The 22898-nt window shown below is 46.0% G+C and carries 18 protein-coding genes; 7 read left to right on the forward strand and 11 right to left on the reverse strand.

Annotation, left to right across the window (positions count from 1 at the left end):
- From cydB to aspS, 7 genes are all read right to left on the reverse strand, one after another.
- Positions 1–1137 carry a cytochrome d ubiquinol oxidase subunit II gene (cydB, locus tag R7P36_RS02905; protein WP_005387923.1) on the reverse strand — a complete coding sequence of 379 codons (1137 nt, stop codon included), beginning with the start codon at positions 1135–1137 and terminating at the stop codon, positions 1–3.
- A gap of 17 nt (positions 1138–1154) precedes the next feature.
- Positions 1155–2741, reverse strand: a complete 1587-nt coding sequence (gene cydA, locus R7P36_RS02910; protein WP_213899462.1) for a cytochrome ubiquinol oxidase subunit I — start codon at positions 2739–2741, stop codon at positions 1155–1157.
- Between the two features lie 461 nt (positions 2742–3202).
- Complete coding sequence (gene ruvB, locus R7P36_RS02915; protein ID WP_005378312.1) at positions 3203–4207, reverse strand: Holliday junction branch migration DNA helicase RuvB; 1005 nt, start codon at positions 4205–4207, stop codon at positions 3203–3205.
- A 286-nt stretch (positions 4208–4493) separates the two neighbouring features.
- Positions 4494–5105, reverse strand: coding sequence for a Holliday junction branch migration protein RuvA (ruvA, locus tag R7P36_RS02920; protein WP_017820041.1), 612 nt, complete (start codon positions 5103–5105; stop codon positions 4494–4496).
- A 67-nt stretch (positions 5106–5172) separates the two neighbouring features.
- Positions 5173–5694 carry a crossover junction endodeoxyribonuclease RuvC gene (ruvC, locus tag R7P36_RS02925; RefSeq protein WP_005387909.1) on the reverse strand — a complete coding sequence of 174 codons (522 nt, stop codon included), beginning with the start codon at positions 5692–5694 and terminating at the stop codon, positions 5173–5175.
- 92 nt (positions 5695–5786) lie between these two features.
- Entirely contained in the window at positions 5787–6533 is a 747-nt protein-coding gene (locus R7P36_RS02930) for a YebC/PmpR family DNA-binding transcriptional regulator (RefSeq protein ID WP_005378402.1), read from the reverse strand.
- Between the two features lie 142 nt (positions 6534–6675).
- Positions 6676–8454: an aspartate--tRNA ligase gene (gene aspS / locus R7P36_RS02935; RefSeq protein WP_005378401.1), complete on the reverse strand. Its 1779-nt coding sequence runs from the start codon at positions 8452–8454 to the stop codon at positions 6676–6678.
- 273 nt (positions 8455–8727) lie between these two features.
- Here aspS and R7P36_RS02940 point away from each other — a divergent pair, with 273 nt between their 5' ends.
- From R7P36_RS02940 to R7P36_RS02970, 7 genes are all read left to right on the forward strand, one after another.
- Positions 8728–9594 carry a DUF72 domain-containing protein gene (locus R7P36_RS02940; RefSeq protein WP_064367988.1) on the forward strand — a complete coding sequence of 289 codons (867 nt, stop codon included), beginning with the start codon at positions 8728–8730 and terminating at the stop codon, positions 9592–9594.
- Between the two features lie 93 nt (positions 9595–9687).
- Positions 9688–10425, forward strand: a complete 738-nt coding sequence (gene cmoA / locus R7P36_RS02945; protein WP_017635063.1) for a carboxy-S-adenosyl-L-methionine synthase CmoA — start codon at positions 9688–9690, stop codon at positions 10423–10425.
- 81 nt (positions 10426–10506) lie between these two features.
- Positions 10507–11478 carry a tRNA 5-methoxyuridine(34)/uridine 5-oxyacetic acid(34) synthase CmoB gene (gene cmoB, locus R7P36_RS02950; RefSeq protein ID WP_005387902.1) on the forward strand — a complete coding sequence of 324 codons (972 nt, stop codon included), beginning with the start codon at positions 10507–10509 and terminating at the stop codon, positions 11476–11478.
- A gap of 276 nt (positions 11479–11754) precedes the next feature.
- Entirely contained in the window at positions 11755–12501 is a 747-nt protein-coding gene (locus tag R7P36_RS02955; protein ID WP_005378391.1) for an ATP-dependent zinc protease, read from the forward strand.
- 11 nt (positions 12502–12512) lie between these two features.
- A complete protein-coding gene (locus R7P36_RS02960) occupies positions 12513–14018 on the forward strand; it encodes an inactive transglutaminase family protein (protein WP_005378389.1) in 1506 nt (501 codons plus the stop codon).
- A gap of 3 nt (positions 14019–14021) precedes the next feature.
- Positions 14022–14990: an alpha-L-glutamate ligase-like protein gene (locus tag R7P36_RS02965; RefSeq protein WP_005378387.1), complete on the forward strand. Its 969-nt coding sequence runs from the start codon at positions 14022–14024 to the stop codon at positions 14988–14990.
- Positions 14991–15217: 227 nt separating this feature from the next.
- The gene (locus R7P36_RS02970) at positions 15218–15370 is read left to right on the forward strand and encodes a hypothetical protein (protein WP_005378381.1); all 153 of its coding nucleotides are present in this window, start codon (positions 15218–15220) and stop codon (positions 15368–15370) included.
- 143 nt (positions 15371–15513) lie between these two features.
- Here R7P36_RS02970 and mukB read toward each other — a convergent pair whose 3' ends face one another.
- The 4 genes from mukB to cmoM are packed head-to-tail and all read right to left on the reverse strand — an operon-like array spanning position 15514 to position 22817.
- A complete protein-coding gene (gene mukB, locus R7P36_RS02975) occupies positions 15514–19977 on the reverse strand; it encodes a chromosome partition protein MukB (RefSeq protein WP_213899501.1) in 4464 nt (1487 codons plus the stop codon).
- 2 nt (positions 19978–19979) lie between these two features.
- Positions 19980–20705 carry a chromosome partition protein MukE gene (gene mukE / locus R7P36_RS02980; protein ID WP_005378379.1) on the reverse strand — a complete coding sequence of 242 codons (726 nt, stop codon included), beginning with the start codon at positions 20703–20705 and terminating at the stop codon, positions 19980–19982.
- Positions 20686–22023, reverse strand: coding sequence for a chromosome partition protein MukF (gene mukF, locus R7P36_RS02985; protein ID WP_017634722.1), 1338 nt, complete (start codon positions 22021–22023; stop codon positions 20686–20688). The genes mukE and mukF overlap by 20 nt, the downstream gene beginning before the upstream one ends.
- Positions 22024–22025: 2 nt before the next feature.
- The gene (gene cmoM, locus R7P36_RS02990) at positions 22026–22817 is read right to left on the reverse strand and encodes a tRNA uridine 5-oxyacetic acid(34) methyltransferase CmoM (protein WP_065275056.1); all 792 of its coding nucleotides are present in this window, start codon (positions 22815–22817) and stop codon (positions 22026–22028) included.
- Positions 22818–22898 lie beyond the last annotated feature (81 nt).

The raw sequence follows: 22898 nt of genomic DNA on the forward strand, positions 1-22898 counted from the left end.
TTAGTAAAGTGAGTTTTTGTTGTCTTCAATGTACTGGTCATCAAGGCGACCAAACATCTTGTAGTAAGTCCAAGATGTGTAACCAAGGATGATTGGCACCATAACAAACGCAACGCCTGTCATTAGGTTCAGAGTCAGCTCAGATGACGTTGCATCCCACATTGTTAAGCTGTGGCTTGGCATTAAGTCTGAAGGCATGATGAATGGGAACATCGCAAAACCTGCAGTAAAGATAACACCAGCAACACCCAAGCTTGAAGTAATGAACGAAATCGCACATTTTTCAAGACGAGATGCCAATACAGCGAGAAGCGGCATTGCAACACCTAGTACAGGAGCAGCCCATAGTAATGGGTAGTTTTCAAAATTCTTCATCCACGCACCAGCTTCACGGATAACCTCTTTGTTTAGAGGGTTAGAAGCAGCGTTAGTGTCGATACCGCCAACAATGACGTAGCCATCGATATTTTGGATCCAGAAACCAGCCGCTACAAACGCAGCAACCGTCAGTAAACCAGCCAACTGAGCAACGTTGCGCGCACGCACATGCACTTCGCCTGTTGTTTTCATTTGTAGCCAAGTAGAACCTTGCATCAAAATCATGAACAAGCTTACTAGACCACACAACAGTGCAAATGGGTTTAGTAGACCAAAGAATGAGCCATGGTATGTTGGCATCAAGAACTCACTCAATTGGAATGGTACACCTTGTAGAAGGTTGCCAAACGCTACACCAAAGATGATTGGCGGAACAAAACCACTGATTGAGATACAGATATCCCAGCTATTGCGCCATTTTGGATCTTCGATTTTAGAGCGGTAGTCTAGGCCCAGAGGACGAAGCCATAGCGCTGCTAGTGTCAAAATCATCGCTAAGTAGAAGCCTGAAAATGACGTTGCGTAAACCAAAGGCCAAGCTGCGAACAGTGCACCACCAGCAGTGATAAGCCAAACTTGGTTACCATCCCAGTGAGGAGCAATTGAGTTAATCATGACACGGCGTTGCGTGTCGTTTTTACCGATGATAGGTACAAGCGCGCCTACACCCATATCGAAGCCGTCTGTTACTGCAAAACCAACTAGTAGAACACCGATTAGTACCCACCAGATGAGTCGCAAGATTTCGTAATCAAACATCTTGTTATCTCCTTACCTTACGCTTCTACTTGGCGACTAACTTTGTCTTCAACAGAGTCAGCATTTTGCTCGAAGTGGTAGCGACCCGTTTTCAGGCTACTTGGGCCTTTACGAGCGAATTTCAACATTAGGTAGACTTCTGCAATCAGGAATACCGTGTATAGCGCCAGAATTGCGAAGAGTGAAGTCCAGATTTCACCTGCAGTTAGCGTAGAAGCAGCAACATGCACTGGTAGAATTTCACCTACAGCCCAAGGCTGACGGCCGTACTCAGCGACGAACCAACCCGCTTCAATTGCAATCCAAGGTAGTGGAATGCTAAATAGTGCAGCTTGTAGAATCCATTGTTTCTGTTCAATCTTCTGACGACACGTTTGGATAAACGCCGCACCAAAGACAAACAACATGATGAAGCCACAAGCAACCATGATACGGAATGACCAGAATAGCGGCCATACTGTTGGGATTGAGTCGTCCGCAGCAGCTTGGATTTGCTCTTCTGTTGCATCAACAACATTGTCTGTGTAGCGCTTTAGAAGTAGGCCGTAACCTAGGTCACCTTTCACTTCATCAAACGCAGTCATGTTTTCTTCTGACTTGTCGCCCGCACGAAGCTTCTCTAGAAGTTCATAAGCGTACATGCCGTCACGAATACGATCGACGTGTTCATCACGTAAATCACGAAGACCTGTTACTTGCTCATCAAAAGAGCGTGTCGCGATAATACCCATTACGTAAGGGATCTTAATTGCGTAATCGGTATGCATCGTTTCCTGGTTAGGAACACCAAATAACGTAAATGCGGCAGGTGCAGGTTCAGTGTGCCACTCTGCTTCAATTGCAGCGAGTTTCACTTTTTGAACTTCACCAAGCTCGTAGCCAGATTCGTCACCAAGAACGATGGTAGATAAGATAGCTGCAATACCGAAAGAAGCAGCAATAGCAAACGAACGACGAGCAAACGCAATGTCACGACCTTTTAATAGGTAGTATGAACTGATGCCTAGAATAAACATTGCGCCACAAGTGTAACCAGAAGCAACCGTATGCACGAACTTAACCTGAGCAACTGGGTTTAGTACAACTTCAGAGAAGCTTACCATTTCCATACGCATGGTTTCGAAGTTGAAGTCCGCGCCTACTGGGTTTTGCATCCAGCCGTTTGCGATAAGAATCCAAAGAGCAGAGAAGTTAGAGCCCAGCGCCACAAGCCAAGTAACAGCTAAGTGTTGGCGTTTAGATAGACGATCCCACCCGAAGAAGAATAGACCAACAAAAGTTGACTCCAGGAAGAATGCGACAAGTGCTTCGATCGCTAGCGGTGCACCGAAGATATCACCTACATAGTGGGAGTAGTAAGACCAGTTCGTACCAAACTGGAACTCCATGGTAAGGCCAGTCGCCACACCAAGTGCAAAGTTAATACCGAATAGCTTACCCCAGAACTTGGTCATGTCCTTATAGATTTGCTTGTTCGTCATTACGTACATCGATTCCATAATGGCCAGAAGGAAGGCCATACCAAGGGTCAATGGTACGAATAGGAAGTGATACATCGCTGTCAGTGCAAACTGCAACCGCGATAGATCAACTACGTCAATCATGGTAACTCCTATGTGTCGGCTGAATGACACTCTCTACATATTGCAATCCATATTCAGGTGTTATTTACACTTGAAAAATGTTGAATTATCACAACTCATTGTTGCAAAAATGTGCTTCATTGGTTAGTTAATTGTTAAGCATCAGCTAATATAGCTGGGGCTAATATTACTTGTAAAAACAGATTGTTTCAAAAGGTTTATAGCCGTAACGCGCTTTGATATACATCAATGTTTATGCGCGGAATTTGCACAAAAATCCATCACATTGATCTAGATCAACCAGTATTGGATACGGATGTTAAGAGAGAGTAATCAGGAGAGAAATTAACCAGTTGCAAGCAAACATCGAGTTAACAATCAATGCTTTTTACTTACTAAACCAGTATGAGAAAAAATTCAAAAAATGTGAGTTTGGTCAACTTTAATGAAGCGCTGGGCAACAAAGGCCCAGCGAGGGAATCTTATTTTTCAATTCCGAAATGCAAATACGCACGATCTGTCGCGATTCTTCCACGCGGAGTGCGTTGTAAATAACCTTGCTGAATAAGATAAGGTTCAAGAACGTCTTCAATAGTGTCCTTTTCTTCACCTATCGCCGCTGCCATGTTGTCGAGCCCGACCGGACCACCACCAAATTTTTCCATAATCGCGAGTAGTAGCTTACGGTCCATGTAATCGAAGCCTTCGGCGTCCACATCAAGCATATTCAACGCCTTATCGGCAACATCGGCACAAATGTGACCATTGCCTTTTACTTCCGCATAATCACGAACACGGCGTAGCAAACGGTTAGCAATACGTGGTGTGCCACGCGCACGTCTTGCCACTTCCAATGCACCTTCAGGTTCCATTGATAAACCTAAACAATCCGCGCTTCGCTGCACAATATCTTGGAGGTCTTTTATCTTATAAAACTCAAGGCGCTGAGTAATACCAAAGCGATCGCGCAATGGTGACGTCAAAGAGCCCGCTCGGGTCGTCGCACCAATTAACGTAAACGGTGGTAAATCGATCTTAATAGAACGAGCGGCCGGACCTTCACCGATCATAATATCCAGTTGATAATCTTCCATCGCCGGATACAGCACCTCTTCAACCATCGGGCTCAAGCGGTGAATCTCATCGATGAACAACACATCGTTTTCTTCGAGGTTGGTTAACAGCGCGGCCAAATCGCCTGCTTTCTCAAGTACAGGGCCTGAAGTAGTGCGAATGTTCACTTCCATTTCATTGGCAACGATGTTCGCAAGTGTGGTTTTACCCAAACCTGGGGGACCAAAAATCAAAAGGTGATCAAGTGCTTCGCTACGTAACTGAGCAGCTTTAATGAAGATCTCCATTTGGTCACGGACATGGTCCTGACCTTGGTAATCCGCTAATTTTTTTGGCCGAATAGCACGATCAATGACATCTTCATCACGAAAGGCAGGGTTTTCTGGCGCGATTAAACGATCGGCTTCAATCATCTTTTTACCTTGAAAAATGGTTACCTGAGAGAATAATGCCGCTCGTTTAACAGCAAGTGGCATATTTCTATATCTCGTCATCCTGTACAGCGACGAAGGAGCGTGATACAGGATCTTCTATCCGAGCGATTTATGGTCAAATTGTTTCATTAACCGCTCAGCGTGCTGCTATTAGATTCTCAGTCTCGCCAGGCTCGCTGGAATGACACAAAAAACATCGTTAAGCGATTGGCATTAACCTTAGAGAATGAGTTATCTTGAACAAATGTTCACTGTGCAACCAGCGTTACACCATTGATTTTAGAGCTTCACGGATCATTTGCTCACTGCTCATGTCCGGTTTAGCGATCTGAGATACCACTTTCGACGCTTGAGTCGGCTTGTAACCTAGAGCTAGAAGCGCACTGATTGCTTCTTCTTCCGCGTTGTTGGATGTCGCACTAGAATCCGCAGGAGCAGCATCCGTAAATGGTGTAAATAGATCGCCAGCGCCCCACCCTTTCAAGCGGTCTTTCATTTCAACAACCAATCGCTCTGCGGTTTTCTTGCCAACGCCTGGAAGCTTAACCAGCGTAGAAACGTCTTCATGTTCCACACAAGTAACAAATTGCGTTGCTGTCATACCAGAGAGAATACCAAGACCGAGTTTAGGACCAACGCCATTGGCTTTGATCACTTCACGGAAAAGTGCTCGTTCTTTTACCGTGTTGAAACCGTATAGCAATTGCGCATCTTCACGGACAACAAAGTGAGTATAAATAATGGCTTCTTCGCCAACATTTGGCAGTTCGTAAAAACAGCTCATTGGCATCTGGACTTCATAGCCAATGCCATTAACTTCAATTAATACTTCAGGTGGTTGCTTTTCAATCAGTATGCCACGAAGACGTCCAATCACTATAAATACTCTTTGGAAATGAATTTGCGACAGGATAATAAAGAACTGGATAGACATCCAGTTAATTTTAACGGTAGCGCCCTTTTCTAGCACTGGTTGCTTTGCCCGCTAATGCAACGAGAGTCTTGTTAGTATTGGCATGACAAATCGCCACACCTAAAGCATCGGCTGCATCCGCTTGAGGCTTGGCGGGCAATTTAAGCATCTGCTGAACCATATGCTGAACTTGCGCTTTGTCCGCGCCACCAGTGCCGACGACAGCTTGCTTAATAAGACGAGCCGCGTATTCAAATACCGGCAACTCCGCATTCACCGCAGCAACAATTGCACTGCCACGAGCTTGGCCAAGTTTTAGCGCTGAATCCGCGTTTTTGGCCATAAACACTTGCTCGATCGCGAAAACGTCCGGTTGAAACTGGGTAATGATTTCCGTGACGCCTGCATAAATCTGTTTAAGCCGACCCGGAAGTTCTTTTTCTGAAGTACGAATGCAGCCACTACCAAGGTATTGCAAGTGGCGTCCATTTTGACGAATGACCCCATAGCCGGTAATGCGCGAACCTGGGTCAATGCCCAAAATAATTGACATGAATGTTCCTAAAAATGAGGCCTAATTCGGCCTCAGTCTTTTTATTATTACTTGCTAACTTCGGAGCAAATACCGCTCTCGACACCTTGAGTTTAATCTAGCGTAGCCGCAACGTCGTCAGAGATATCACCATTGTGATAAACCTCTTGAACGTCGTCCAGATCTTCCAAAGCGTCAATCAAACGAAGTAGTTTTGGCGCAGTATCCGCGTCCAAATCTGCTTTCGTAGATGGGATCAGCGACACCTCCGCGTTCTCTGCCTCAAACCCTGCGGCATCAAGAGCATCTTTTACGAGTCCAAAATCGCCTGGGGCCGTGTAGACATCAATCGAGCCATCTTCTGCCGTTTCAATGTCATCAGCACCACTTTCTAATGCTACTTCCATTACCGCATCCTCATCTAAACCTGGGCCATATGAAATCACGCCTTTCTTGTCGAAAAGATAGTTGACGCTACCATCCGTCCCCAGATTACCGCCTGACTTTGAGAATGCATGGCGTACGCCAGATACCGTACGATTTCGGTTATCCGTCATACATTCAACCATGACCGCCGTACCACCTGGACCATAACCTTCATAGATCACGGTTTCCATGTTGTCGTCGCCTTCACCACCAGCACCTCGGCTGACAGCGCGGTTGACAGTGTCACGTGTCATGTTGTTAGACAGTGCTTTATCAATTGCTGCTCGCAAACGTGGGTTATTTTCTGGCTCACCGCCCCCCTCTTTTGCCGCAACAACGATTTCACGGATTAATTTAGTAAAAATTTTGCCGCGCTTCGCATCTTGCGCTGCTTTACGGTGACGAATATTCGCCCATTTACTATGACCAGCCATAATTCACCTTTTAATGTATTTTGACGCTTAATAACAAAACATGTTCTAAAAGCGTTGCTTGGGAAATTGCTTTGGAAGTTTCTTGGGTTTATTTAAACAAAAACTCCCGCAGTTGCGGGAGTTTTCTTCAAATGTTGTGCGCTTATTCTGCGTCTTTTTCTTTCGCTGCAGTTACTGCGATTGCTAGCTCTTCTAGCGCTGCTGGGTTCGCAATACTTGGTGCGTCTGTTAGTAGACACGCCGCTGCTGTTGTTTTAGGGAACGCGATAACATCACGGATGTTCTCTGTACCACATAGCAGCATTACTAGACGGTCTAGACCAAATGCAAGACCAGCATGTGGAGGCGTACCGAATTTCAGCGCATCAAGCAGGAAGCCGAACTTAAGCTGTTGCTCTTCAGGTGTGATGCCTAGAATATCAAATACGGCTTCTTGCATATCTGCGTTGTGGATACGAACAGAGCCGCCGCCCACTTCGTAGCCATTTAGAACCATATCGTAAGCGTTAGAATTTGCCGCAGCTGGGTTTGCTTTTAGCTCTTCTGCAGTCACACCTAGAGGCGATGTGAATGGGTGGTGCATCGCGTGTAGGTTGCCTTCGTCATCTTCTTCGAACATTGGGAAGTCTACAACCCATAGTGGAGCCCATGCAGACTCATCCGTTAGCTCTAGGTCTTTACCTAGTTTCAAACGTAGCGCACCCATTGCTTCTGCAACGATGCCCGCTTTATCAGCGCCAAATAGGATAATGTCACCAGATTCCGCTTGAGTACGATCTAGAATGCCGTTGATCACGTCTTCATTTAGGAACTTAGCGACTGGAGATTGGATACCTTCCATGCCCGCTGCACGGTCGTTAACCTTCATCCAAGCTAGACCTTTCGCACCGTAGATGCCAACGAATTCACCGTAGCCATCAATTTGCTTACGAGTCAGAGAAGCACCACCTGGAACGCGAATAACGGCAACGCGGCCTTTTTCGTCGTTTGCTGGACCTGAGAATACTTTGAACTCAACGTCTTTCACTAGGTCAGCAACGTCTACTAGTTCCAGTGGGTTACGTAGGTCTGGCTTGTCAGAACCGAAACGACGAATCGCTTCGCTGAACGGCATTACTGGGAATTCACCTAGGTCAACGTTTAGTAGCTCTTGCCACATTTCACGAACCATTTTCTCAGTCGTTGCACGAACTTGGTCAGCCGTCATGAATGACGTTTCGATATCGATCTGAGTGAATTCTGGTTGACGGTCAGCACGCAAGTCTTCATCACGGAAACACTTAACGATTTGGTAGTAACGGTCAAAACCAGACATCATTAGAAGTTGTTTGAATAGCTGTGGAGACTGAGGAAGCGCGTAGAAGCTGCCTTTGTGAACACGGCTAGGTACTAGGTAGTCACGAGCGCCTTCTGGAGTCGCTTTTGTTAGGACTGGTGTTTCGATGTCTAGGAAACCGTTGTCATCTAGGAAACGACGAACAAAGCTAGACGCTTTAGCTCGTAGCTTGATGCGGTCGCTCATTTCTGGACGACGTAGATCTAGGTAACGGTACTTCAGGCGCTGCTCTTCAGAGTTCTTTTGGTTGAAGTCTAGAGGCAGAACATCAGAACGGTTGATGATTTCAAGACCTTTCGCAAGGATCTCAACTTCACCTGTTGCCATGTCTTTGTTTGCTTGGCTCTCTGGGCGAACGCGCACTTCACCCGTTAGTTTGATACAGAATTCATTACGAAGTGTGTTCGCCACTTCATACGCATCCGCCATATCTGGATCAACAACTACCTGAACGATACCTTCGCGATCTCGCATATCAATAAAAATAAGACCGCCTAAATCACGACGACGGTTAACCCAGCCGCAAAGTTCTACAGTTTGTCCTGCAAGGGACTTGTTCAGGTGACCACAGTAATGGGTACGCATAATGAAATTCCCAATCTCTCAAATGTTGTTAACTACGCTCTGTCAGCCTCATTGCTAAGCAGAGTAAAGATTCAGTTATACGCTGAATGTCCACGAAAATCGACTACTCAACATACAATTACGTGTGTTTTATCATTCACTGGTGCTTTTTAGTACAACAAATGTTCAAAAGCGCACCAAAGCGAAAAAATTGGGGAGGATTATAGCGTGAAATTACCTATTTCAGCAAAACTCTCGTAAAGTATTCACACGAGTAGCAAGCAGTAAAGAATAATGGATAACTTACCTCTTCGACTTGGATTGACGATGTGGTCGCACAATCAATGGCAACAAAGTTTTTACGGCAGCGGGACAAAGCCCGCTGAACGTTTAGAAAGGTATGCGCAAGTGTTTCATACCGTGGAAGGCAACACGACATTTTATGCCACACCGACGCTCAATACAGTGCAAAACTGGAGAGCCGCAACCCACGATGATTTTCGCTTTACTTTCAAACTTCCTAAAGCCATTACTCATGAGCAAATGCTAAGAGGTTGCAGCGAACAACTGAGAGACTTCATGAAAGTCATGGAGCCTTTGCATGACCGTGTAGGCCAATGGACAATTCAATTACCAGCCGCATTTGGTCCTGAGCACCTTGATCGACTGAAAAAGTTCTGCGCGAGCTTTCCACCTAACTTCCCTCTCGGTGTTGAGGTTCGCCATATGGCATTTTTCTCCAAAGGCGAAGAAGAGCGAGCACTTAACCAATGGTTAGTAGAGAATAATATTGACCGCATTATTATGGATAGCCGCCCAGTCTTTGCCGCTAAGCCCGACAATGAGGCGATTATTGATGCACAAATGAAAAAACCACGAGTCCCTGTTCACGCCATTGCTACCGCTTCACATCCTTTGATTCGCTTTATTGGTCATCCAGAAGAACAACAAAATTACGAGTTTTTTAAACCATGGCTCAACAAGTTGCCACAATGGATTGCCGAAGGTAAACAGCCATATGTCATGATCCATACCGCAGACAATATAATTGCGCCAGAGTTGGCCGCAAACCTATATAAAGACATACAAAAGCGTATCACACTCCCTGAGTTATCACCTTTCCCAGCTGACGATGGCAACTCGCAGTTACAGATGTTCTAACGCAACACATGACAGAGGCGCGAAATTCCCATAAAATACGCGCCTTTTTTGGTGCCTGACATTTTCAGGCGGCTTGTATGCAGAGACTTAGTTATGAACCCTAAGAGCAATCCAGATACTATTTTTTCGGCTCCAATCGATAAAATTGGGGATTTCACGTTCGATGAACGCGTAGCGGAAGTATTTCCTGACATGATTCAACGATCGGTACCGGGTTACAGCAATATCATTTCTGCAATCGGTATGCTGGCAGAGCGTTTTGTAAAACCTCACTCAAACATCTATGACCTTGGCTGTTCTTTGGGTGCTGCAACATTGTCTATGCGTCGCCATATCAAACAAGAAGGTTGCCAAATCATCGCAGTGGACAACTCTCCTGCAATGGTTGAGCGTTGTAAACTTCACGTCAACGCTTACCGCAGTGACACTCCTGTGGATGTAGTAGAAGCAGACATTCGCAATATCGAAATTGAAAACGCGTCAGTGGTGGTGTTGAACTTCACTTTGCAATTCCTCTCTCCAGAAGATCGTTACTCCTTGCTCGAAAAAATTTACGCTGGCCTTCGTCCGGGCGGCATTTTGATTCTATCTGAGAAATTCGTCTTCGAAGATGAAGTGTCGAATGAACTATTAATTGACCTTCACCACGACTTTAAACGTGCGAATGGTTATAGCGAACTAGAAATCAGCCAAAAGCGCAGCGCGATAGAAAATGTAATGCGCCCAGATTCAAAGAAAGAGCATAAAGAGCGTTTCGCTAAAATTGGCTTTTCTAGCTACGATGTTTGGTTCCAATGCTTTAACTTCGGCTCCATGTTCGCGATTAAATAGACCATGCATACAAAGCCTGAACCATGCCGATTTCGGCTTTTGTTAATAATTTATACCCATCAACTCAGCGATTAACTAACTATGTTTAACTTTGCAAATTTCTACCAATTGATTGCACAAGACACCCGTCTTCAACCTTGGCTTAATGTGCTTCCACAACAGCTAACGGATTGGCAAAATGCAGAGCACGGTGACTTTGGTCGCTGGTTGAAAGCCCTGAACAAAATCCCAGCGGGTAGACCGGACAACATCGACATTGTTGATTCTGTCACGATTTCAAACAATGAGCCGATGCCTCAAGGGGAACTTAAAAAGCTAGAAAGCTTACTTCGTACATTCCATCCTTGGCGCAAAGGCCCATACCACGTACACGGCATCCATATTGATACTGAGTGGCGCAGTGATTGGAAATGGGACCGCGTGCTTCCGCATATTTCACCATTAAAGAATCGCAGCGTACTCGATGTAGGTTGTGGTAACGGCTACCACATGTGGCGCATGCTAGGCGAAGGTGCACGCTTAACTGTCGGTATCGATCCATCTCACCTGTTCCTGATTCAGTTCGAAGCAATTCGTAAACTAATGGGCGATGACCAACGTGCACACCTACTGCCATTGGGCATTGAACAACTACCTAAGTTAGAAGCGTTCGATACGGTATTCAGCATGGGCGTGCTTTACCATCGCCGCTCGCCTCTCGATCATTTAGTGCAACTAAAAGATCAATTGGTATCTGGTGGTGAACTCGTATTGGAAACACTCGTGATTGAAGGTGATGAGAATGCAGTACTGGTCCCGACTTCTCGTTACGCGCAAATGCGTAATGTCTATTTCTTCCCTTCAGCAAAAGCCCTAAAAGTGTGGCTAGAATTGGTCGGTTTTGAAGATGTTCGTATCGTTGATGAAAACATCACGTCCGTAGACGAACAACGTACCACAGATTGGATGACGCATAACTCTCTACCTGACTACTTAGATCCGAACGACCCAAGCAAAACTGTAGAAGGCTATCCTGCCCCTCGCCGCGCGGTTCTTGTCGCTCGCAAATCATAATTCGCTGAGATTCCTGACATTGTCTTAACTCATTTTACGAGTTAAGACATTACCCTCTTTCCTCGTAATGAGCGAGTTTGTTTTTTGAATCCATTTTTCACGTCAAAATATAAGCACGCTCTAAATAAGGATGCGCTTTTATGTCCTTGATTTTTGGCTTTTCATCACTATTCCTCAAACAATAAGTAATAGAGAAACATTCTTACTTGTGAGGCTTTATCGATATAAGCTAAACTCCTAAAAAATAAACAACTTAATCCAATCCCAAGGTTTTCAATGTTATTACGATTGACCCCGATTGTTGCCATCGCCTTACTATCTGGATGCTCACTAACCAAAGGCGAACAGTACCACCAAGAAACGTTAGCGGCGATTCAAAATTCAGAAGCGAATGTCAATAATCGCATTACCAACCTAGAGCTACAGCTCAGCAACCAATCGGACTATATCGACAGCCTTGAAGAACAAGTCGATAAACTACAGGTTGAACTTCTTACATTTCGCGATGAAGCAATGGCAGAAGTAAAAAAACCGAAAGAGCCGATTATTGTCCAATCTCCCGCTCCTGTGGAACCAACCCCAACTCACGATATTGTCCTTGGCTCTATCGAAAAGGTCACTGTAGAGTCGATTAAGCAAACTTTTGATGCACGTATCGACACTGGTGCCGCGACGTCGTCTTTAAATGCCGTTGATATTGAAGAGTTCGAAAGAAATGGCAAAAAATGGGTCCGATTCCACTTAGCAGACACCAGTAAATCCGAAGAAGAGAAAAGTACTTGGATCGAAGCTCCTGTCATTCGCTACGTCAAAATCCGCCAGGTTACCAGTGAAGAGTTAGAACGCCGCGCTGTGGTAGAACTTTGGGTGCGCGTTGGAAAAATTCATGAAAAAGCGCAATTTACGTTGGCAGATCGCTCACATATGAACCATCCTATTTTACTGGGTAGAGAATTTATGCGCGACATAGCACTTGTCGATGTAAGTCGTACCTATATCCAAACGGACGAAGATAAAAAATAATAAGGTAGATTATGACGTCAAAAATACCGTTTTACCTTTCTATCATCTTATTGGTGATTGCGGGCATTGCTCTGAGTGTTTTCAGACATGAAAACTACGGCGTGCCTTGGACGCCAGGCGAAACTCGCCAGGTATGGGATGTAGAAGCTCGTATTGAGTTCAATGCTAACGGCAACGAAGTAAAAGCGTCACTTGCAGCACCTCATACACAAAGTGGTTACACACTTATCGGTGAATCTGCTTCCTCATCAGGTTATGGCGTTTCCTACATCAATGACGATTCAGGCCGTCGTGCAGAATGGTCAATTCGCCAAGCTCAAGGGCCACAAACCATATACTACAAAGCCCAGTTCTTAGTAGACCCTCAGGCTAAAGTCACTCCTTTACCGCCAACGGAAGACATTACGCCACCAACGCTTTCAGCGCCACAAGCAGCAGCGGCAAATGCCCTTATCGAACGTGCGATGAGTCGCTCAGCCGATAATGTGACGTTTACTCGTGAGCTTATCAAAGCGCTTAATGACCCTGATAGCCAAAACTCGTCGCTACTACTGAACGATTTCAGCCGTACTGATGCACTGCATAACATTTTGCTTACCGCAGGTATACAGAGCAAAACCGTCGGTGTTATCGAACTAGAAGATGGTCGTCGACGCCAAACAATTCAACCAATGGTTCAGGTTTGGTCAGGTAAAGATTGGGTACTGTTTTCGCCAAAATCCGAACAAAAAGCAGTGAAACCCAACTTGTTAGTGTGGGATGAATCAAACGTATCCTTACTTGACCTTGTTGGTGGTAAAAATAGCCAAGTGCATTTCTCGATGATTAAGCAAGAAATGACACCACAACAAGCTACAAACAACAAAATAGAAGCAGATGGATTACTGAATATTTCAATTCATAGCCTACCTTTGGAAGAGCAAGCTATGTTCAAAACCATCATGCTCATCCCTATTGGTGCTCTGATCGTTGTGTTCTTGCGTGTGATTATCGGCCTGAAAACATCCGGTACCTTTATGCCTGTGTTGATTGCCGTTGCTTTTGTTCAAACTCAACTATTAACGGGTATTGTCGGTTTCTTGCTAATTGTAGGTACAGGCCTGATTATTCGAAGCTATTTGTCTAGGTTGAACTTATTGCTGGTAGCAAGGATATCTGCGGTCATTATTACCGTTATTATGATCATCTCGGTGTTCACCGTTGTTGCGTTTAAAATGGGCTTAACAGAAGGCCTAACAATTACCTTCTTCCCTATGATCATCTTGTCTTGGACGATTGAACGTATGTCAATCCTATGGGAAGAAGAAGGTGCGAAGGAAGTTGCTCTGCAAGGTGGTGGTTCATTGCTGACAGCGGTATTAGTTTACCTTGCAATGACGAACTCATACATTCAACACTTAACCTTTAACTTCATTGGTCTACAGTTGATTGTTCTGGCCGGTATTCTATTACTAGGTACTTACACAGGTTACCGCCTCACTGAGCTACGACGCTTCAAACCACTAGCGGAGGACTAAACGATGTTCGAAAGTTTTACTTCGCCGTCTAAGCTTCGCCATAAAGGCATTATGGGGATGAACAAGCGTAACCACAGCTATATTGGCCGTTACAATGATCGTTCTAAATACCCACTTGTCGATGACAAGCTAAAGACCAAAATTATTGCACAGGCAGCAGGAGCAACAGTTCCTGCCCTGATCGGTGTCATTCATAACCAAGCTGAAGTTAAGACTATCCACAAAATGGTTGAGAACTGGCCTGGTTTTGTAATCAAACCTGCACAAGGTAGTGGCGGTAAAGGCATTCTGGTTGTTACGTCTCACAAAAACGGGGTATATACCAAACCCTCCGGCTCTACAATTGGTAGGGATGAGGTCGAGCGTCACATTAGTAATGCGCTTGCTGGCCTTTTCTCTCTTGGTGGTAAAAATGACGTTGCTGTGGTTGAAAACTTAATCAAGTTTGATGACTGTTTTGATGGCTTCAGTTATGAAGGCGTACCAGATGTTCGGATCATCGTATTTAAAGGTTATCCAGTTATGGCGATGATGCGCTGTTCTACAGCGGCTTCCGACGGCAAAGCAAACCTTCACCAAGGTGCGGTAGGAGTAGGCATTGACATCGCGACAGGTAAAGCCGTCAGAGCGGTGCAGTTCGATCATCCAGTGACTCATCACCCTGATACAGGTAAAGACCTTTCGACCCTTCAAGTACCGCATTGGGAGCGCTTGCTGGAGCTTGCGTCAAGTGCCTGGGAAATGACAGGTTTGGGATACATGGGTACGGATATGGTGCTGGATAAAGATGAAGGGCCTATGGTTTTAGAGCTTAACGCTCGCCCTGGTCTGGCAATCCAAATCGCTAATGGTGCAGGCTTGCTTCCTCGTTTGAAACACATAGAGAGCCTTGGCACACCTGCTGAGTATCCAAAACCGATTGAACGCGTCGCTTACGCGGCAGAGCAGTTCGGTGTGAAGCCGTTGTTCTAACCCTTCGACATAATGTTCGTTATTACTCGCCAGTAATTGTCATGATTACTGGCGTTTTTGTTCCCGCATCCAAAAACCTTGCACTTGCTCTCCTTATTAAACACATCCTTCTCATATATAAGTTGAATCAATGATCGAGCTAACAAAATCAACATAGATCGTTTCTTTTCTACTTTGCCTTTTGAGTATGATGAGAGCTCCCCTTACTCAACTTGAGAGGTTGAGAAATGCTAATAAAAGAAACAAATAATGATGAACCAGAGCTTGAAGAACAAGAGAGCTTAGACCAACACCTACAACGCTTGTCTGAGCTTTCTGTCCAAGCACTTGAAGAGCTTGCTGAAATGATCGAAGTCAGGGACGATATTCCAGAGGAATAAACGTCGCTTCCTCATTAAGTTCCGCTAATAAGCCGAGACTGCCGTCCTACAGTCTCGGCTTGTCTTATGTTGTTCGAAGCCTGCCTCGCAAACAGATACAAAAACGCCCGCGTTCATTGCGGGCGTTTTGTTAGATTCGAAGTTTACGATTCAAACTCTTCAATCATCTCTTGTGCTTCAGTCTTAGGCTTATCCGTTTGACCAAAACCACGCAGACCAACCACGTGTACGTGTTCGTGATCTTTAAACACCTTACGCACCAGTTTGTAGGTCGTACCTTTCTCTGGGCTGATGTTTTCAGGCGCCGCGATAAGAAGCTGCATATCCAGACGGTCACACAATTCGAACAATGTCGCGATCGATTTCGCATCCAGACGCGCTGCTTCATCCAAGAAAAGCAAACGACAAGGCACAATGTCTTTGCTGCGTAGACGACGAGACTCTTCTTCCCAGCTTTGAACAACCATCAGAAGGATTGACTGACCGGTACCGATCGCTTCACCTGTTGATAGCGCGCCAGACTCAGCCTGTAGCCAACCATCTGTACCACGGTTCACTTCTACACTTAGCTCTAGGTAGTTACGGTAATCCAGTAGCTCTTCACCCAGAACCTGAGGAGAACGTTGACCCATATCGATGTGTGGGTTCACGCGTTGGAACAGCTTCGCCATTGCTTCAGAGAAGGTAAAGCGAGTCGATTCAAACAGATCTTTATGCTGCTCTTGTTGTGTCGCTAGGCCGTTCAGTAGCACTTCGTGACTTTCGCGGATCTTCACGTTTAGACGTACGCCCTTCACCTGACCAAACGAAATGTTCGACAGGCCTTGGTTCAGCATACGAATACGGTTTTGCTCACGCTGAATCGTCTTCTTGATGATGCTCGCTACCGACTCAGAGCTGATCGCTAGGCGGTTTTCACGTTGCGTTAGCTCTTCTGTTAGACGCGCTAGCTCCACTTCCATCTCTTCGATCGCTTCAACTGGATCATCAGTACGGATGATATCCTGACGAATGCGCTCGCGAAGATGTTGGTAAACCGCGATGTAGAACAGAACTTTACGCTCTGGACGTGCATTGTCTTCTGATAGACGCAGCGCATCACGCAGGTCGTCATTGTTCGCAACAGCTAGACGCAGCGCACCCAATGATTTATCCGACATTGAACGCAGTTCATCCGCAGACATGTAAGCCAGTTCACGCTTGTGTAGACGACGCTCAACATCGTTCTCGCGCGCCAGACGAAGTACTGAACACCAGCCAGCTTTCGCAGCAACCACGAACGTACGCAGCTCAACGTATTCTTTCTGAACTTTCTTCAGACGTTTTGCCAAGCCTTTCATCTCTAGTTCAGTAGAGGTGATCGTGCGCTCGTATTCGCTCTTACGGCTGCGAGACGTGTGTAGACGCTCGTGCAATTCGTCACGACGACGCATTGCGCGCTCTTCTGCACCTTCGTCAGCGTTCACGCCAAACTCTTGAAGCTCTTGTTTGAACTCTTGAACCGTTTCCAGTTTCGCTTGGTGTGAACTCTTCAGAGAAGCCAATACTTGGTTGTATTGGTTCATTTGACCTTGCGATTGCTTCAACTCTTCACGAGAGCGAGTACGCATTTGTTCAGCTTGAACCAGTTTAGCTTTTAGCTGCTCACTCAGTTCGCTACTCTTGTTCAGTAGGTCTACTGAATCTGAGTAAGCGAAGTAGTGACGACGTTCAACGAGATCCGAGAGTGCAAAGATTTGCTTCTTAAGATCTTGTAGCCGCTCGTCTGCCGCTTTGTATTCTGCTTCTAGTGCATCGAATTGCTCTGGGTCAGCATCAAGCGCAGACGCAATATTCTCTAATTGCGTGACGGCTTTTGCATGGTTGTTTAAGAAGTTCTTTGCCTCTGCAAGCTGAGCGATTTTCTCTTCTAGCTCATCAAAACGCGCTTGCAATGACTCATCTTCAACAAGCACCATGTGTGACGCTAGCTTGTCCAGAGAAGACAACGCTTGCTTGCTGGTTTGAAGCTGAGAACGTTGTTGTTGCTCTTTCGCATCCAGATCCGCCAACACGCGAGCAATTTGGTTACGCTTATCACGAATAGTTGCCAGTGCTTGTTCTGGATCGGCGTCAAAAGCAACCTGAATGTGGTTAGACACAAATAGGTTAAACGCTTGGTACAAGCGCTGCATTTTCTGAGAATCAAACGCCGCTTTCGCGTGTTTCTCTACCACTTCTTCTCGTTCGTTACGCAGCAACTCTAGACGCTGCTCACGTGCCGCACGGCCAAACAATGGGATCTCAGGCAAGCGAGAGTAACGCATTTGGCGATCGTTCATACGAACGCAAACCGCGCCCTCTAACTCTTCTGCATCGAACGAGCTGTCATCAAAGGCATCGATGTCACCTTCAATGATGTACAAGTCTTCTGGACAGTCGTCTAGCTCTACCAGTTTTTCTTCGATGCCTGACAAGTCAGAAACAACGATAGCGTGACGAGCCGGACCGTACATCGCACTGAAGTAAGGCGCGTCATCAATCGTGATGTCATCGTAGATCTCAGACAGCAATACACCGCCCAGCGTATCTGCCAAACCTTTCAGGCGAGGGTCGTTTGAACCACCAGGAGAAGCTAGGCGCTCAATCTCAGCGTCTAGCTGGCTACGGCGCTCAGCAAGCTTATCTTTAGCTAAAGACAGCTCCCTTTCTTGTTCAAGGACAACTTGCATGTGGTTCATTACCGCATGGCGATCCTCAAGCTCTTCACCGCTCTGCTCTCTCAGTTTCTCTAGCGCATCGTTCGCCGCAATCCAAGCCGGTGCTATTGCTTCAAGCTTACTGATTTCTGCCGCCGCGTTTTGCTCTAGACGGCGCTGTTCACCACGCTGATCACGAACTTCTTCTTGAGCTATCTCTAGTGATTCGATTTGCGTCGCATGACGTTCACGTTCTTGTTCAAACGTAACCTCATCGGTTAGTTCAACGTGATATTGCTTTTTGTATTCAGCAACCAGTTCACGTGCTTGACGCTGTTGGTTAAGGCTGCGTTCGAGATCACGGTGTTGTGCTCGCCATTGTTGTTCGCTTTGTGCAATTTGTTGTGACTCACGCGCTTTCGCAATTGCGGTTTTCGCATGTTCAGACGCGTCTTTGCGCTCAACTTGACCAACGATGCTTTGTACTAGTTTAAGCGCGGTTTCAAACTGCTCTGCCGCTGCAGAAGACATGTCCAGCTTGTGCTTAACCGATAGCAACGCATTGGTGTTTTCTGATTCTTTGCTCTTAAGCTCAGAGACAAGCGCTTGAGCCGATTCCGCCGTTAGGCTGTCATCGCCAAGTAGCTTCTTCGCTTTCTCCAGCGCTTGAACTGCTTGTTGATATTGAAGGGCGCGAGTTTGCTGAACGTCAAGAGCTTGCTGGTAATCAGCAAGTTGCGTCTTAAGGCTATCCACCTCTTCTTCTGCAACGGTAGCTTGCTCTTCAGCCATCATCACGCGTTCTTGCGCTTCTTCCACTACCATCATTTGTTCTTCAAGACGCTCGCTCAGCTCTTCAAGATCTTCTTGGTAGCGTTCGATCTTCTCTTGCTGACGCAGCGCGTTTTGCACCAGTTGCAAGTGATCAGAAGCCGCTTGGTAGTCTTGCTCTAAAGAAGATTCTGATTCGATCAGCAGTTCCAGCTCTTCTTGAACGCGGTTAAGCAGATTGTTTTGCTCAATCAAGGTCTCGCGAGAACCAAATAACTCTGAACGCAAAGACAATGTCTGTTCTAGTTTTTTACGGCGCTCGTTGGCATGGCGCATATAGTCCGCTGCCACGTAGTTGGTCGACTCTGTAATCAAATGTTTGAACAAGTCACGGTCTGCTTGCGTGGTTTTGATCGCTTCTAGCGTCATGCGGTTTTCACGCAGCGCCGATTCCATATCTTGGAACGCTTTCTTCACGCCGCCGTTTTGTGGCAGAAGGTAGTCACGTAGCGAACGGGTAATCGCACTTGAGATACCACCGTAAAGCGATGCTTCGATCAGGCGGTAGAATTTAGAACGGTCACCAGAGTTACGCAGTTTCTTCGGAATCACACCGAATTCAAACATTTGTGCGTGGTAATCCACGATAGAAGAGAACGCTTTGAACTGAACGCCTTCAAATTCCGCGATCGATTCTTTTACTTCGTTGATTTGACGTACACGAGCTTGAGTCGCAGATACGCTTTCAACCAAGATATCCGTTGGTTTCACATGGCTTGGAAGACCTTGGATCACAAACGGTTTGATGTCTACTTTCTTATCACGACCCGCAACTTGCTGTAGTTTTACTGCAAACAATAGGCGTTGGTTACGTGAGTTCACCACGTCTAGCGCCGCATAACATGCGCCCGGCTGTAGCTTACCGTACAAACCTTTGTCGCGAGACGATTGGCTGCTGCCTGCTTCTGTCGTGTTACGGAAGTGCAGCAGCGTTTGGTCAGGAATCAATGCGGTGATGAACGCCGCCATTGTGGTTGATTTACCTGCACCGTTACCACCTGATAGCGTGGTGACCAGACCATCGATGTCAAACGTACGGGCAAAGAAGCCGTTCCAGTTGACCATGGTCAGCGATTGGTATTTACCGCGTTCAATCATGCTCATGCTTCACCCTCTTCTGTTGTTTCTTCTTGGGCTTGGTCGTCTTGATCTTCTTCAGACAATAGGCTGCCTTGGCTTGGCTCTTTGGTGTGCACTACCGCTTCACCATCACGGATCAGACGCAATTGCGCTTCACGCATATCATCGCCAATACGTACATCGGCACCAAAGCGGAATACCGCTTCACTGATGCTGAATTTACCGGTCTCACCGATGTTGATGATCATGCCTAGGCGACGCAGACGACGAAGTGACGTACGTACTTTTTCAAACAGCTTTTCTTTATCAAGGTCAGAACCGGTAGCACGGTTCGTCACTAGCTTCATCAGCTTATTTTCATCTGCTAGAGCAAGCAGTTCGTCGTACAGCTCTTGGTTAGTGAAGATGCCTTCGTGCGCAAGACGCTCTGGGCTTAGGTAAAGGAAACACAGTACCTTACCCACCAGCATATCCAGTTCAGAAAGAACACTACGGCCAATCAGAGATGTTGAACGTGGACGAAGGTAGAAGAAACCTTCTGGCGCTTTCACCAATTCGGTGTTGTAGCGTTGGTAGAAAGAAGAAAGCTCAAGTTCGAAATCCGACAACAACGCGTGGTTGTCTAGATCTTCACTTGAGATATGACGCCCTGCTCGAAGCATGCTGTCTAGCGCTGGGAACAGAGGGTTAGAAATTGCTTTTGCCAGATTCTCTGACATGTATTCATTAGTATCGGTCGATGACATTCGCTTGTACCTTTGCCCCAAATTCGTTGATTGCTTTCCAGTCTGGTTGAATCGCTTGGTAATCCGATTCTGAATACCCTAGACGTACAGCTTGATCGACGATAATGCGAGCTAAATCAAAATGATGAGTGTAAGGGTGCTGTGCAAGGTAATCTCGCAGTACCACACTCAAGTCGATTGGTGTGCCTTGATCTTTATGCGCTTTTAGCATGTCACCAATTCGTTCAGACAGCTCATCATTGACTTGTTGAAACTCTTCGTATTCTACTTCCATCGGAACTTGACCCGTTACCTCGTCATCACGCAGTACTAGGGCCTCATCACGAAGGTCAGAAAGCCTCTCCGCATCTGCATAAGTCAGATACCAAGGCGCATCGAAGTAATCTTTGACGGATTGACGCAGACGCGAGCTAAACGCACGGTTCTTATCCATATCGATTGCAGTACGAATAAACTTATGCACGTGTCGGTCATAACCAATCCAAAGGTCGATCGCTTGCTGGCCCCAGCTTGTGATTCGGTCTAGTTTCATTTGCAGACCAAACAAGGCTTCTTCGATAAACTCCAGCTCAGGGTCACCGTAAACAATTTCTTGAATATCGAGGATCTGAGTTTGCAGTTCATCACTGGCGGCTTGCAGCGTATCTTGAAGTTCACGCAACGTGCTTGATGTTTCTGACAGAAGTGCTTCACAGTTGTTGATCGCTTCACGCCAGTCTTTGTTAAGCAGGTCAGCAATCTGTTGTTTCACTGACTGTTGCTGCTCATCCATAACACGTTGGTTGAGATCAATTTGATCGAAGATTTCGCCTACAGAATATTTTAAAACACCGTATACGTTTTTCTTCCAGTGACCCGGTGTGCCACCTTTTTGTGCTGCCTCAATTGCTTTCGCCATTTCATCCGCTACCATGGATAGCTGGATAGATAGACGCAGTTTTGAGAACTCACGGTGACGCACGTAGTAGTCGGTTATTCCTATCGCTAATGGCGACAAGCGGTAAATGCTCGCTCCGTCAGTAATCTCACTGACAAAACGGCTCATAAGACGCTGCTTAACCATCTCGTTGATCGCATTGTTCGCACGAAAAGCGGAGGCTTCGCCGGTCTCATCAAATAGTCGAGTGACGATGGCAAATGCATCATGCAGTTCACCTTCACCCAGTTCTTCATCGAACCTTTCATTACTCAGTACGGCAATGGCTATCAAAAATGCCAATCGCTCTGTGGTCAGGTTCAACGAGAAATCGTGCTGCTTAACCCAGCCAACCAGCTCATCGATTGGTTGCTCTGCAGCATTGAGAGTCATCTCACTCATTGTTATTCCTGTTTATCGTTCTTTTTAGCCCACACATGAATGTAGCGGCCTAATGAGAGGTATGGCTCTTGTCGACAAAGTTGTTTTTCTAGCGCCAACACATCTTCAAACTCGTAATCACCCATGTATTCCATATTGCCTATGTAATCACTAAATGAGCGAATACCAGATTTGCCACAAATATTAAAACCTGAATTTTCTATCCACTGGTAGACTTCTTCAGGTTTTAAGCCTTTTTGCGGCTGTAGTTTAAATCTTTTTCGGTGAGGCATGCCGTCTAATATATGAGGAATGTTGCCACAAACCACGTTTTTATAGACTAAACCGTGGTGGTTGTAGAACATGACTGATGCGATGCCTCCCGGTTTTACTTGTTCTAGAACTGTTTCAAGTGCGGCCTTAGGATCAACCAGCCACTCCATCACAGCGTGGAACATAACCAGATCGACCCGTCCATCCATATGTTCACCGATGGATTGGACAGGCGAATGAATCAGGCGATACTGCTCAAGCAAACCGTTTTTTTCAATATCCTGCTTAGCCAACTGCAGCATTTCCGAAGATAGATCACATAAAGCGATTCGATGTCCGAGCTTAGCAAGCTTTTGCGACATTTGTGCCAAACCACCACCAGCGTCCAACACTTCTAGGGGTTGCTGGTCAGCATCTAATTCACTTAGAATCTGTAGAAAATCTTCCCACACAATGATTTGGCGGATCTCCCCTTTATCGGAGCCGTAAATATTTTTTGCAAATTTGTGGGCGATATCGTCGAAATTGCGGTCTTCTGTCACTTCTGCTGAGTTATCATAACGGATTGTGCCGCTATTCTGGCACAAGGAAAGCAGGAATAAAGAGGGATACCCTCATTTTTA

The sequence above is a fragment of the Vibrio sp. 397 genome (genome assembly GCF_033339395.1).
GTDB lineage: Bacteria > Pseudomonadota > Gammaproteobacteria > Enterobacterales > Vibrionaceae > Vibrio > Vibrio alginolyticus.